Genomic DNA, 12,907 nt, shown 5'->3' on the forward strand with positions numbered 1-12,907 from the left:
TTCACAGTTGCGGACGGCGCCGGTGGAACGCGGTGGCCTGCTGGAACGCATGACCGCATTGGACCAGGAACTGCTCGGCGAAATGACGGCCGACGAACTGCACCCCGAGCGGCGTCCCGCGCGACGTGACTCCCGCGGGCAGGCATATCGCCGGGTTACCAGTGACATTGAGCGGGGCAGTCGGTCTGGCCAACGCGGCGGACAGCACCGGGTCCGCACCCAGCATCCGCATGCCGGCCACCGTCGGCGACGCCAGACCCGTGCTGGGCAGCAACACCAGATCCACGTCGGTAAACACCCGCTGCAGCGCTTCGGTGAACTCACGCCGCCGGGTGATCAGTCCTTGGTACTCAACGGCACTCAGCTTTCGCGCGTTGTCGAGAAGCCCGCGCAGCACCGGTCCGTACTCGTCGGCGCGTGCCGGGTAGGTCTCGGCATGCGCGATCACCGTCTCGACCCCGCGCATCTTGGCGAACACATCGACCATCCGATCCAGCGCGGGCAGCGTGACCTCGACGACCGGCCAACCGATTCCTTCCAGTGCCGAGACAACCTGGGCCATCATGGATGTCGTGTCGTCATCGAAACCGGACAGTTGCGACCAGTCCACACCGGCTCGGGGGACCCGGCTCAGCGCGAGGTCAGCCGCATAGTCGGGCACGGGCGTTCGCGATGACGTCGGGTCGCCAACGTCGAATCCAGCAATGGCCCTCAGCAGGACCGCCGCATCCGCAGCGCTTCTGGCGATAGGCCCGACGTGGTCGAAACTTGCTGCCAGCTCGACGATTCCATGCCGACTCACCCGGCCCCAGGTTGGTTTGATCCCGGTGACCCCGCACATGCTCGTCGGAAACCTGATCGATCCCCCGGTATCCGAACCGATCGAACCGAAGCACAACCCCGCTGCGGTGGCCACGGCGCAGCCACTCGAGGACACGCCGGCCCAGGCCGCCGCATCCCACGGATTGACCGGCACCGGCAGATTGGGATGGTATGCGAGGTATGCCCCCTCGGTCATGGTCAGCTTTCCGGTGATCACGGCCCCGGCAGCGCGCAGCTTCGCCACGACCGTGGCGTCATAGGACGACCGGAACCCGCGATGGATGAGGGTGCCCGCACCCGTGGGGGCATCGGCGGTGTAGCAGAGATCTTTCACACCGATGGGTATCCCGTGCAGCGCACCCCGGTAGTGCCCGCGGGCGAGGTCAGCGTCGGCAGCACGAGCGGCTTCGACCGCAGCGTCGGCCGTGACGAACGCATAGCTGTTCAGCCGTGTATCGAGCTTCTCGATTCGCCGCAGCGTCGCGCCGGTCACCTCCGCCGAGCTGACCTGCCGGGTGCGAATAAGCTCGGCAAGCTCGGTCAGTTCAAGTTGCCACAGCCCGTTGTCGCCCAGTTGCGCTGAAACCTCAGATCTCCTGGCTGTCACAGAATCTCGGCGGCCGCCGCTGACTGAAGGCGGCCACCCCTTCCCGCACATCGGCTCCTTCGTAAGCCTGGACACCGAATCGGATCAGGGCATCGGTGTCGGCCGCGGTCAGCGCCCGACCGTGCATATTGGCAACCACTTTCGTCGCGCGCATCGTCACCGCCGATTGCCGGCAGATCTGGCCGACCAGTTTGGCTGTCGCGTCCGGCAATTCGGCTGCTGCGACGACCTTCTGCACCAAACCCCAACGCGCGGCCTGCTCGACGTCGACCAGCTCGGCGCTGAACAACAGATACTTCAAGGCCGCCGGACCGATGAGCCCGGCTACGGTGTCGGACTCCGTGAGGCCAAGGGTGACGCCGAGCTTGCCGATCGGGATGCCAAAGCGCGCGTCGTCGGCCGCAATACGGACATCGCAGGCGGCGAGCAGTTCGCAACCACCACCGACGGCAAGTCCGCGGACCGCGCCGATGACCGGAACCGGTATCGCGGTCACGGCGCGTAGGCACGCCGCAACGCTCTCGTTGTAGGTCGCCGCGTCCACGGCGGTCATCCGGGTGCGGGGAAACTCGCTGATATCGGCGCCCGCGGCGAACGCCGCATCGCCCGCACCGCGAATAACCACCGCCCGCAGGTCCGATTCGCCCGCCAGGTCGTCGAACAGCAGCTTCAGGCGCCGCCAGGCGGCCAGGTTCAATGCGTTGTGCGCCTGCGGATTACACAGGGTGGTCACCACGACGTTCCGGTGGATTTGCACAGCGACGCGATCGATGACTTCCGCGGCGGGCGGTTGGCTGCGCATCATGGCGCTGATCACGGCTTCGAGATCGCTGCCGGGCGTGGTGATCTCCTCGGTGGGGGTCATGCGCGTCCTCTCGCCGCTGTTGCGCACCGGCCCCCGCGCCGCCTAAGCGACTGACGACATCGTGCTCATACTTGCCGGGGCTGCGTCGCTCGGGATTCCGGTTTCGATCTGGTCGGCCGTCACGACCCATCGACTGATCCGCCACACGCGCTGCTGTTTGACCACCGTGAAGTCGTAACAGGCTGTGAGATGGGCAGTAGGGGGGCCGCCTGCTCGAATAGAGAATACTTGCACATAGCAGTGCCCGGTAGCTTCGTCGGCGCTTTGGCTGGTGAACCACAACGAGTTCAGGGCGTGACGCCGCTTGTTACCTTCGGCGACGAAATTCGCTTTCCGTGCCGACAGCAACTGCATCACGGTGTCGATGTCGGCCGTAAGCTCGCGGTTGTCGTGCAGCAGGACAAGCTCGGGCGAGTCGGTGAACAACTCACGAAAGTCCTCGAGCCGGTCCTGGTCGTAGGTGTAGGCGTAGGCGCCGAACAAATTCATGATTGCCAGTCGATCTACGACGTCGAAGTTCACTCCTCCGACATCACCGACCGGCATGTATTGATGTGTCAACATCGATTGACCTTTCCTTTCCCATTTCGAGTCCCATTTCGAGTCCCATTTCGAGTCCCATTTCGAGTCCCATTTCGAGCCCGGCGTCCTCAACGGGCCGTTGCGGACAAGCGTTGAAACCCGTTGGCTGCGCCGGCTCGCCGTGCCCTGGTCAGGGCCGGGCCGCACCCCGACGCGTACTGCTGCGTCAGTGTGGCGGCATACCCGGCTGCGGGCCGCCCAACGGCCCCGAAGGCCCGGCCTGCTGACCGGGAGGACCCGCCTGCGCACCCGGAGGACCGCCGTGTCGGCCTCGCGGGCCCGCCACCGGCCCCTGAGGACCCCCCTGCGCACCCGGAGGACCTGCCTGCTCACCCGGAGGACCGGCATGCTGACCAGGAGGACCCGCCTGCTGACCCGGAGCGCCAGCCCCCGGCCGGATGTCTTGCGTCGGAGGCGGGACCGGTGGCACGGGGTCGGCGGAAGCTACCGCGGTACCCAGCGGGCCGGCCGCCAACGACACGCCGACGACACAGAGAACACCGGCCGATATGCTGCGTATCTTCGACATTCCGAACACCTTTCGAGGTTGACCGAAACGAGCCCTACTGCCGCTCTGGCGGCGTCGACGCTGAACCGTCCGTGACACAAGGCGATTCACAGCGTCGGCCAGGGCGGCTCCGCGCCCGGCGGCATCGTCGCCCCGGCCCGCCCGCCGTTTCCGGCGGCAGCGGTAGTCACGCGGTTCACTCCCACCAAATTTGTCCCCATACGTTGACAATATGAGATGCTAGGACCGTGCCTCCCGAGTTGTCAATTATGATTGACAAAATCGTTACCGCGAAGTCCAGCAGCGCCAGCGGATCCCCGGGTCGTCATCGAGTCATCCGGCCACCCGCGGACCGCCGAAGTGGGCCCGTCGCGTGTGATGACGGCCGACGGCACAGCCGATCGCCTATGCTGTCGATCGTGGCGGCCAGACCCAGCACCCGAGCACCACAGACAGAACTCGGCCTAGCGTTGCGCATTGCCTGGTGGAGCTATTCCCGGCGAATTGACATCGAGATGGAAGCCGCGGGTTTTCCGGATCTACAGTTTCCGATGATCTATGTGTTCGCGCTGTATGCGCAACCGGAGCCCGTGACGATTTCCCAGATGGGGCGGCAGTTCAGCGTCAGTCGTCAGGCGGCCAGCAAGGTTGTCGCCGACTTGCGTCGTCGCGGCTATGTGCATGTCAAGCCGTCAACGACCGACCAGCGCGAGAAGGTGGTCGAGCTAGCGCCCAAGGCCATCGAGTATGTCACGGCGCGCCTGCGTAAGGCGGCTGCCCTGGACCGGGCCATCCGCAAACGCATCGGTGACGACGGCCGCGACGAACTGATCAGGCTGCTGGGCGAACTGGGTGCGGTCGCCAGATCGAAGCTGGAATTCGATCCCGGCATGTTCCCGGTCAAGGAACCCGGCTGGTATTAGACCGCCACAAGTGGCGCCGTTGCGCACCCGGCAGCTGCCGCTTTAGCGGTGGAAGAAGCCCGAGTGCCCGCTGTCGGTGCCGGGGAACTCGCTGATGTTTCCGAGGCCCGAGTTGCGGATGCCGATGTTGAAGAAGCCCGAGTTCTGGAATCCGACGCCGTTGTTGAGGCCGTTGAAAAAACCGGAGCCGCGGTCGCTGGAGTTTTGGAAGCCCGAACCGCCGAAGCCGAAGTTGCTGAAGCCCGAACCGTCGGAGCCCAGGTTGCGGCTGCCCGAGGTGTTGTCACCGGCGTTGCCGAGCCCGGAGGCGTCGTCGCCCTGGTTGAAGAATCCTGAAGAACCGGTACCGAGGTTGCCGAAACCGGAACTCGGGCCGGGCCCGTCACCCGCCTGACCGATGGCCGTATTCAGGTTGCCGCCGTTGAACCCGCCGGTATTGATATTGCCCGCGTTGCCAAAGCCGGTATTCCGTGCGCCGGCGTTGAAAACACCGGTGTTGCCTTCGCCCGAGTTGAAGTAGCCGGTGTTGCCGCGACCCGAGTTGAACAGGCCGGTGTTCTCGTTGGCCGAGTTGAAGAAGCCCGTGGCATACCGGCCGGAGTTGAACGCACCGGTCGTTTCGCTAGAGGTGTTTCCGAAGCCGGTGGCTTCCAGGCCGGTATTCCAGAAGCCGGTGACGGTGCCGCCCGTGGTTTGGAAGCCGGTGTTGTTGGTCCCCGAGATTTCGAAACCGGTGTTGGCAAAGCCCGAGTTGAAGAAGCCGACGTTGTTGGTCCCGGAGTTGAAGAAGCCGATGTTGCCGGAGCCCGAATTGCCGAATCCGATGTTGCCGCTACCGGTGTTCAGGCTGCCGATGCCGAACTGATTGTTGCCGGTGAGCCCGATGCCGATATTGCCGTTGCCGGTATTGCCGAAGCCGATATTGCCATTGCCGGTATTGCCGAAGCCCCAATTCGAATCCCCGGTGTTTCCCGAGCCGCGGTTGAAGCTGCCGGTGTTGCCACTGCCGATGTTGTTGTGGGCGGGAGTGTCCGTCGGGCCCACGTTTCCGAAGCCGATGTTGCCGTCGCCCTTGTTACCGCCGCCAATATTGCCCTTACCGTCGTTGCCGAAGCCCAGATTCTGGCTGCCGGTGTTGCCGCCGCCGACATTGCCGGTGCCCGAGTTGCCGCCGCCCACATTGCTGTCGCCACGATTGCCGCTGCCCAGGTTGGAACTGCCGGTATTGCCGCTGCCGAGGTTGGAACTGCCGGTATTGCCGCTGCCCACATTGGAATTCCCCATGTTTCCATTGCCCACGTTCGCATCGCCCCGGTTGCCGTTGCCGACGTTGTGGCTGCCGATGTTGCCGACGCCGATGTTTTGCGGGCCGGCGATGCCGAGCGCGCTGTACAGGGACTGCTGCCAGGACGTCAGCTGCGCCACTGCCGCCGAGGCACCGGCGTGGTAGCCGACCATCACGCCGACATCCTGGGCCCACATCTGCTCGTAGGCGCCTTCGAATGCCGCGATCGCCGGGCAGTTCTGCCCGAACACATTCGACAGCACCAGCGACACGACCCGAAAGCGGTTGGCCGCCACCGCCGCTGGATGGACGACGGCGGCCTGCGCCGCCTCGAACACCCCGGCGACCGCGCGGGCCCCACCCGCCACCCCGGCTGCTTGCGCCGCCGTCGCGTCAAGCCATGCCGCATACGGGGCCGCCGCCGCCGCCATCGCCGCCGCCGCCGGACCCTGCCACGCCCCGGCGGCCAGGCCCGTCGTCACCGCAGAAAACGAGGCCGCCGACAGGCTCAACTCCTCGGCCAGCGCATCCCAGGCGCCGGCGGCCGTCAGCAACGGCGCCGGCCCGGCGCCGGCGAACATCAGTGCCGAATTGACCTCCGGCGGCAGCAACGCGAAATTTGGCGGCATCGAGACTCCTCTACTCGCCAGGAGCGGATCCACTAAACTTAGCCGTGCCCGGCGGCGATAGTCGGAAAATTCGCAAACCTGTTGCCGGAGTGCCTAATTGGTTTAGGGAGTGCGCATGGCAACCTCGGACGCTTTTCATCCCGAGTTTCACCGCGGCGTACCGCCGGCGGCAGCCGCACGCAAGCGGGTGCACCACGTCAGGTCATCCGAAATCAGCTCCGACACCGCGCAATCCGACGGAATGCGGCGGTTTGCCGCACTGAGCGGACGTTCGGTAGGTGCCGAGCAGTTGTGGATGGGCGAGACCCACGTGTCGCCCGGCGCAGCGTCGGCCAACCATCACCACGGCGAGTCCGAAACCGCAATCTATGTGCGAAGTGGCCACCCGGAGTTCGTGTTTCACGACGGCGTCCAGGAAGTTCGGATCGCGGCCCGGCCCGGTGATTACATCTTCATCCCGCCGTATCTGCCGCACCGGGAAGAAAACCCCGACCCGACCACACCCGCGGAGGTGGTGATCGCGCGCAGCACCCAGGAACCGATCGTGGTCAACCTACCGGGGCTGTATCCGCTCTGAAGCCACGCCTTCGTCGAGTGGACTGAGCACGGTGACCGCGACCGGCTCGCGCAGCAGCGCGGGCAGCTTTTCGCGGTAGCTGCGGTAATGCGCGGAGCTGCGGTGCTCGTCGAGCGCGCTGTGGTCGCGATACCGCTCGAACAACACCAGCTCGCCTCCGCCGGCGCTTTCGTAGAGGTCATAGGTGCGGCATCCCGCTTCGGCGCGGGTGGGCGCGGTCATTGCCGCCAAGAGGACACGCAACGCCTGCATCGATTCTGGGCGGGGGATGAAGCGGGCAATGACCGCGATTGTTGACGACATGCGACGACGACCTTTCGGAGACGCGAAACGCCAGCACTTGACGCCTGACGTCCTAAGACGTTCTAATACGTCATATGACGAGTGTCAAGCTTGACCTGGACGCCGCGGATCTCCGGATATCGCGCGGCAGCGTGCCGGCAAGTACTCAACTTGCCGAAGCACTCAAGACGCAGATCGTCCACCAGCGGCTACCCAGCGGCGGGCGGCTGCCCAGCGAACGGGAGCTGATCGACAAGTCCGGCTTGAGCCGGGTGACCGTTCGTGCCGCGGTGGGGATACTCGAACGTCAAGGGTTACTGGTGCGCCGCCAGGGGCTGGGCACTTTCGTTGCGGATCCGGTCAAGCAGGAGCTCGGTTCGGGAGTGCGCACCATCACCGAGGTGCTGATGAGCTCCGGTGTCACCCCGGGGGTCGACGTGTTGTCCCACAGGGTCTGCCCAGCCCCGCGACCGATCGCCGCGACGCTGGCCTTGCCGGAGGTCCTGTGCATTCGTCGGCGCTTCAGCGCGGGCGACGAACCCTTGGCGCTGGTCACCGCCTACCTACCACCGAGTGTGGGCGACGCGGTGCAACCACTGCTGTCCGGTGCCCTCGACACCGAAACCACGTACACGATGTGGGAGCACCGACTGGGCATCCGGATTGCCAAGGCCACCCACGACATATCGGCGGCCGGCGCATCCGCCGAAGTGGCCGCGGTCTTGGAGTTGCCGGTGGGCGCACCGGTGCTGGTGCTCGATCGCACCAGCTACGGCGAAGACGGCACACCGCTCGAGGTGGTGGTGTTCCACTACCGCCCCGATCGGTACCGGTTTTCTGTCACCCTGCCGCGAACGGTGTCCGACCCGGGCGCCGGGATCATCGAAAGGCCGGAATTCGCATGAGCATTCCCGGATCCAACGACCCGCACCTGGGCCTCATCCTGGCGCTGACGATCAACGGGCTGGCCGTCAGCAGCTACCCCGATATGGTCACCGTCTCCCGCGCCGCCGAGCACTATGGCTTCGACTCCATCTGGCTGTGCGATCATTTCCTGACGGTCAGCCCCGACGACTACGTCAAGGACGCCGGCATTGGCAGCCAATCCCGTTCAGCCGGCGGGGACGCCCGCCCCCGATCGCTGCCCCTGTTGGAAGGCTGGACGGCGTTGACTGCGCTGGCCCGCGACACCACCCGGTTGCGGCTGGGCACCAGTGTGCTGTGCAACTCGTATCGTCATCCCGCCGTGCTCGCCAAAATGGCCGCCACCCTGGATGTGATCTCCGGGGGACGCCTCGATCTGGGGCTGGGCGCCGGCTGGTTCCAGCGCGAATTCGAGGCCTACGGCATTCCGTTTCCGCCGGTGGGTGACCGGGTCTCGGCACTGGCGGAAGCCCTGGAGGTGATCCGGACGGTCTGGACCGAGCCGAATCCCACCTTTGCCGGCCGGTTCTACACGCTGAACGGCGCGATCTGCGATCCGCCTCCCCTCCAGCGGCCCCACCCACCGTTGTGGATCGGGGGTGAAGGAGACCGCGTCCACCGCATCGCCGCCGAGCTGGCGCAGGGCGTCAACATGCGGTGGTGGTCGCCGCGGCAGGTGGCCCGACGCCGGGAGTTCCTGGCGCGGGCCTGTGAGTCGGCCGGCCGCGATCCGGCGGCGTTGCAGCTGTCGGTGACGGTGCTGCTGGCACCCACCGATTCGGCGGCGGACGAGGCGCGAATCCGGCTGGAATTCACCTCCATTCCCGAGAAGGGACTGATCGTCGGCCCGCCTGATCGCTGTGCACAGCGCATCCGCGAATACCAGGATTGTGGGGTCACCCACTTCCTGTTCACGATTCCGCGGGTCGTGGAGTCCGACTATCTGCACGTCATCGGGCGCGACATCATTCCATTGCTCAAGTCCCGGGTCACGACGTCATGACTAATGCCGGAGACATGGACCCGTATCTGTCGCCGACCGCCTACGTCGATGCCGACCATCCTCTGATCCGCGAGACGGCAGCAGCGTTGGTGCGCGGTGCCACATCCGATGTCGAGCGGGTCGGACGCATCTATCACTACGTGCGCGACCTGCCCTACGACATCCTTGCCGCATTCGGCTACCTCGACCGGGGCGAATACCGGGCCAGCGACGTGCTCCGGCACGGCGTCGCCTTCTGCATGGGAAAGGCGAGTGCGTTCGTCGCGCTGTGCCGAGCCGCGGGCGTGCCGGCCCGCATCGCATTCCAGACGGTGGCCTCCCCGGACAAGGAGTTCCTCAGCCCGGAGGTCCGCGCCCTGTGGGACGGCAAATCCGGCAGGCCGCTGCCGTGGCATTCCCTGGGCGAAGCGTATTTGGGCGGGCGCTGGGTCAAGCTGGACGCCACCATCGACGCGACGACGGCCGCGCGGCTGGGCAAACCCTACCGGCGCGGGTTCGACGGTCTCACCGACATTCCGACGGTTGAGGGCCCCATCCTGCAGGAAAACGGCAGCTACGCCGACTACCCCGGCGACGTCGCCCAATGGTATGCGCGGGTCGCGCGCGCGGTGTTGAATGCCTTGGAGTTCAGTGACATTCACACTCAAGTCGCCGACGACGACGAACTGTGGGCCGGCCCCGCCCGCCACGCGGTGGCGCACCGGTCGCCGGATTCGGCGTTCTCACTCAGCGAATTCTCAACAGATTCTTCGGATTTGGCTAACCCGTCTCCCAGCAGCAACCAAGGCGCCGCCGCCAGCATGAGTTCATGACGACTGCGTCAATGGGTGCGCCAATGGGTGAGCCACTGTGCATGCACCTGATCGAGCACTACCTGCGCACCCGCGGGAAGCGGTACTTCCGCGGCCGCCATGACGGCGAGTTCTTCTTCGTCGCAAACGCTTTCCCGCGAAGGTTGCACGTCCATATGGAGATCTCCGCGGGCCGTCCGGACGTGTTCGTCATGCGGGTTGCGCCCGCCTGCTTTTTTCCCGCTGCGGACCACGCCCGGCTAGCGCAGTTCGCCAACCTGTGGAACACCCGCAATCGCGCGGTCACCGCGATGGTCCACGGGTCTTCGGATCCGCGGCGCGTCGGCTTCACGGCCTGCACATTCCAAGCGATCCCGGGTCTGATCCGGTTCGACGAGTTCGCAGCTATCGTCGACCGCGCCCTCGACGCGGCGGTGGAACTGTTCGGCGAATTGCCCCCGCTTGCCGTAACAGCGCACACCACAACGCCGTTGCTGCTCGACGCCGGATGAAAAGACGGGCGGCTCTCAGGCCACCAGCACGGCGTCCAGTACCGAATAAAACAGGCCGAGCCCGTCATCGGAGGGACCGGTCAACGCCTCGATCGCATGTTCGGGGTGCGGCATCAACCCGACCACCCGGCCGTTGGCCGAGCTGATGCCGGCGATGTCGCGCAGCGAGCCGTTGACGTTGTCGTGGTAGCGAAACACCACCCGGCCTTCGCCTTCCAGTTCGTCGAGAACCGCCTCCGGGGCCACATAGCGGCCCTCACCGGACTTCAGCGGCACCAGCACGTCGGCGTCCGGTTCGAAACGTGATGTCCAGGCCGTCGACGCGGACGCGATTCGCAGCCACACGTCACGGCAGACGAAGTGCAACCCCACATTGCGGGTGAGGGCGCCCGGCAACAGCCCGGCCTCACAGAGCACCTGAAATCCGTTGCAAATACCCAAAACCGGCATGCCGCCCGCCGCTGCGGCCACCACCTCGCCCATGACCGGGGCGAAACTGGCGATCGCACCCGCGCGCAGGTAGTCACCGTAGGAGAACCCGCCGGGCACCACGACCGCGTCGACTCCCTTGAGGTCGGCGTCGGCATGCCAGAGGCTCACCGCCTCGCCGCCCACCTGGCGCACCGCGCGCGCGGCGTCCACGTCGTCGAGCGTGCCGGGAAATGTGATGACCCCGATCCGCGCCGTCACCGCGGCTCCCGGCTGATCGTCCAATCCTCGATCACCGTGTTCGCCAGCAGCGAGTCGGCGATTTCTGCCAGCGTGGTGTCGTCGACGGAATCATCGACCTCGAGTTCAAATCTCTTGCCCTGCCGCACATCTGAAATTCCGGCATGACCCAGCCGGCCCAACGCACCGACGATTGCCTGGCCCTGCGGATCGAGAATCTCCGCCTTGGGCATGACATGCACGACCACCCGCGCCACCGGCGCTCCTCCTCAGATCTGATTGCTCGGGCACAACTCTACCGGCGGTAGCTGCCGCGCCGCGTCCCAGGAGCGCTGAGCCTACTCCCCGCAGTAGGTGGCCTCGACGGTCTGCTCGCCGAGCACCTTCATTTCCTTGATACGGAGTTGGTCGGCCAACCCTTTTTCCTCAATGACCGACTGCAGGCGATCGTAGAAGTGGCGCACCAGCGCTTCGAAGGTGGGCGAAAAGTCCACCGTGCACAATTTGAGCCCGCCCTTGCGCGCGACCGCGGCGATGTCCTCATACAGCGGGTCCTTCCGGTCCACCACGAACGCGTGGTCGACCTCGTCGAGGATAGGCCTGAATGCATTCTCCAGCAGGTCGGTGTCCAAGAGGAAGTATTGCTCGTCAAGGCTGTCTCCGGTGAGGGTCACCGAAACGAAAATCGTATGTCCGTGCAGGTTGGCACATTTATTGGCCACCAATTCGGGAGTGTAAAGCTCGCTACCGCCTCTGCTCGTGCGCATGTCGTGGGTCCAGGTGCGGTGCCCCATTTCCAGACGGATGGTTTGCTTGATCGTGTACGGCATGACCTTCTCCCTGACTGTGGATGGGCGCACGACTGAGCTAATTGAGCCCGTAGCTGGCTTTGAGTGTTGACGCGCATTGGAGTTCAACCCGCTTCAGGACACAGCCGGCAAGCCGGAGTTGGCTCTTTACCCGTTGATAGATGTGCTCGACCAGCCCCTCTATCGTGGGGTTAAAGTCGACCGTATAGACCTTGTCCGCGACATCTGCCAGCTCACAGACCTTGAGGAAGTCGTCGTATATCGGATCTTGGTCCCAGATAATGAAGGAATGGTCTAGGTCGCTTATTATCGGCTCGACTATGACGGCCAGCTCATTGGTGTCGAAAACGGTCTTCATATCATCCAGCTCATCCCCGTATTCGAGGATCAGTCTGAGCTGCCAAGTGTGGCCGTGGATGGTTTCTTCTTTTTTGTAGTTGAAGCCCAGAGAACGATGGCCCGCATCGAACCGAAAAGTCTTCTCAATCGTATGGCTCATGGTTCGACACCTCCGGGGGCACGCGCGACGTAGCTAGGATTGTCGATCTGTGAAACGACCTCCCGTCAGAGTCACGGAGTGAATATTAGATCCAGTTCCAGGCAAGGCCAAGACCTTGAGTCAAATCTACGGACCTGGGTGGTAGTCGTGCGATTTTTCGGCTAGTGGTCTGGCCGCAATCCACCGATAGGCCGGGTGGCGCGGGCCGTTGGATTTGATCTTGATTGGGACTAGCCGCAATCCATCGATAATCCGTGTCACGCCGGCTTATTGAATATTTGATCTTGATTTTATGGGCGACCCGGCAATCTCACGCGATGCCGCCGGCGCCGGCAGTCCCGCCGGTACCGACACCAGTACCGCCAGCACCACCGGTGCTGCCGATGCCGGTTTGGCCGGGATTGCTCCCGCCGGCTCCACCGGGGTCTCCGAGCTTGCCGTTGCCGGCCTGCCCGCCGGCGCCCCCTTGGCCGCCCGTCCCGCTGTTGCCGCCCATCCCACCAGCGCCGCCGGCGCCCACCACGGCCCCGGTCCCAGCCATGCCGCCGCCGCCACCACCGCCACCGGTGCCGCCGCTGCCGGCGGCTCCGGTGGCGGTGGTGGCGGCGGCGGCATGGCTG

The 12,907-nt window shown here is 65.2% G+C and carries 15 protein-coding genes and 1 pseudogene; 6 read left to right on the forward strand and 10 right to left on the reverse strand.

What is annotated here, in order from left to right; all coding sequences use genetic code 11:
* Position 1: 1 nt before the first annotated feature.
* From EET13_RS24845 to EET13_RS24855, 3 genes are read right to left on the reverse strand one after another with little or no spacing between them, the layout of a single operon-like run.
* Positions 2-1,429, reverse strand: coding sequence for an amidase (locus EET13_RS24845; protein ID WP_244604103.1), 1,428 nt, complete (start codon positions 1,427-1,429; stop codon positions 2-4).
* Complete coding sequence (locus EET13_RS24850) at positions 1,410-2,294, reverse strand: enoyl-CoA hydratase/isomerase family protein (protein WP_122444753.1); 885 nt, start codon at positions 2,292-2,294, stop codon at positions 1,410-1,412. The genes EET13_RS24845 and EET13_RS24850 overlap by 20 nt, the downstream gene beginning before the upstream one ends.
* 42 nt (positions 2,295-2,336) lie before the next feature.
* Positions 2,337-2,858 (reverse strand): nuclear transport factor 2 family protein, encoded by a 522-nt coding sequence (locus EET13_RS24855; RefSeq protein WP_122444754.1) that lies wholly within the window; start codon positions 2,856-2,858, stop codon positions 2,337-2,339.
* Positions 2,859-3,803: 945 nt separating this feature from the next.
* Here EET13_RS24855 and EET13_RS24860 point away from each other — a divergent pair.
* Entirely contained in the window at positions 3,804-4,307 is a 504-nt protein-coding gene (locus EET13_RS24860; protein ID WP_244604104.1) for a MarR family winged helix-turn-helix transcriptional regulator, read from the forward strand.
* A gap of 42 nt (positions 4,308-4,349) precedes the next feature.
* On the opposite strand, the gene EET13_RS24865 is transcribed toward EET13_RS24860, so the two are convergent.
* Positions 4,350-6,221, reverse strand: coding sequence for a PPE family protein (locus tag EET13_RS24865; RefSeq protein WP_122444756.1), 1,872 nt, complete (start codon positions 6,219-6,221; stop codon positions 4,350-4,352).
* Between the two features lie 115 nt (positions 6,222-6,336).
* Here EET13_RS24865 and EET13_RS24870 point away from each other — a divergent pair, with 115 nt between their 5' ends.
* Positions 6,337-6,798: a cupin domain-containing protein gene (locus tag EET13_RS24870; RefSeq protein ID WP_122444757.1), complete on the forward strand. Its 462-nt coding sequence runs from the start codon at positions 6,337-6,339 to the stop codon at positions 6,796-6,798.
* On the opposite strand, the gene EET13_RS24875 is transcribed toward EET13_RS24870, so the two are convergent.
* Complete coding sequence (locus EET13_RS24875; protein ID WP_122444758.1) at positions 6,775-7,101, reverse strand: putative quinol monooxygenase; 327 nt, start codon at positions 7,099-7,101, stop codon at positions 6,775-6,777. The genes EET13_RS24870 and EET13_RS24875 overlap by 24 nt on opposite strands.
* 74 nt (positions 7,102-7,175) lie before the next feature.
* On the opposite strand from EET13_RS24875, the gene EET13_RS24880 reads away from it, so the two are divergent.
* Genes EET13_RS24880 through EET13_RS24895 form a run of 4 tightly spaced genes read left to right on the forward strand, consistent with a single transcriptional unit; the run spans position 7,176 to position 10,310 of the window.
* Positions 7,176-7,985 carry an Rv0792c family HTH-type transcriptional regulator gene (locus tag EET13_RS24880; protein ID WP_122444759.1) on the forward strand — a complete coding sequence of 270 codons (810 nt, stop codon included), beginning with the start codon at positions 7,176-7,178 and terminating at the stop codon, positions 7,983-7,985.
* Positions 7,982-9,007 carry a TIGR03619 family F420-dependent LLM class oxidoreductase gene (locus EET13_RS24885; RefSeq protein ID WP_122444760.1) on the forward strand — a complete coding sequence of 342 codons (1,026 nt, stop codon included), beginning with the start codon at positions 7,982-7,984 and terminating at the stop codon, positions 9,005-9,007. The genes EET13_RS24880 and EET13_RS24885 overlap by 4 nt, the downstream gene beginning before the upstream one ends.
* On the forward strand, positions 9,004-9,819 hold the full coding sequence (locus EET13_RS24890; protein ID WP_244604105.1) for a transglutaminase-like domain-containing protein: 816 nt from the start codon (positions 9,004-9,006) through the stop codon (positions 9,817-9,819). The genes EET13_RS24885 and EET13_RS24890 overlap by 4 nt, the downstream gene beginning before the upstream one ends.
* The gene (locus tag EET13_RS24895) at positions 9,816-10,310 is read left to right on the forward strand and encodes a hypothetical protein (protein WP_244604106.1); all 495 of its coding nucleotides are present in this window, start codon (positions 9,816-9,818) and stop codon (positions 10,308-10,310) included. Before EET13_RS24890 ends, EET13_RS24895 begins: the two co-directional genes overlap by 4 nt.
* 15 nt (positions 10,311-10,325) lie before the next feature.
* Here EET13_RS24895 and purQ read toward each other — a convergent pair whose 3' ends face one another.
* The 5 genes and pseudogenes from purQ to EET13_RS30605 all read right to left on the reverse strand — a co-directional run.
* The gene (gene purQ, locus EET13_RS24900) at positions 10,326-11,000 is read right to left on the reverse strand and encodes a phosphoribosylformylglycinamidine synthase subunit PurQ (RefSeq protein WP_122444768.1); all 675 of its coding nucleotides are present in this window, start codon (positions 10,998-11,000) and stop codon (positions 10,326-10,328) included.
* Positions 10,997-11,236 carry a phosphoribosylformylglycinamidine synthase subunit PurS gene (gene purS / locus EET13_RS24905; protein ID WP_122444762.1) on the reverse strand — a complete coding sequence of 80 codons (240 nt, stop codon included), beginning with the start codon at positions 11,234-11,236 and terminating at the stop codon, positions 10,997-10,999. The genes purQ and purS overlap by 4 nt, the downstream gene beginning before the upstream one ends.
* Positions 11,237-11,317: 81 nt before the next feature.
* Entirely contained in the window at positions 11,318-11,809 is a 492-nt protein-coding gene (locus EET13_RS24910; protein WP_075547451.1) for a 6-pyruvoyl trahydropterin synthase family protein, read from the reverse strand.
* Positions 11,810-11,846: 37 nt separating this feature from the next.
* Positions 11,847-12,287 carry a 6-pyruvoyl trahydropterin synthase family protein gene (locus EET13_RS24915; protein WP_122444763.1) on the reverse strand — a complete coding sequence of 147 codons (441 nt, stop codon included), beginning with the start codon at positions 12,285-12,287 and terminating at the stop codon, positions 11,847-11,849.
* A gap of 310 nt (positions 12,288-12,597) precedes the next feature.
* Positions 12,598-12,907: pseudogene (locus EET13_RS30605) on the reverse strand (PE family protein); the annotation flags it as partial.

Origin of the sequence: Mycobacterium attenuatum, assembly GCF_900566085.1 — a bacterium.
Classification (GTDB): Bacteria; Actinomycetota; Actinomycetes; order Mycobacteriales; family Mycobacteriaceae; genus Mycobacterium; species Mycobacterium attenuatum.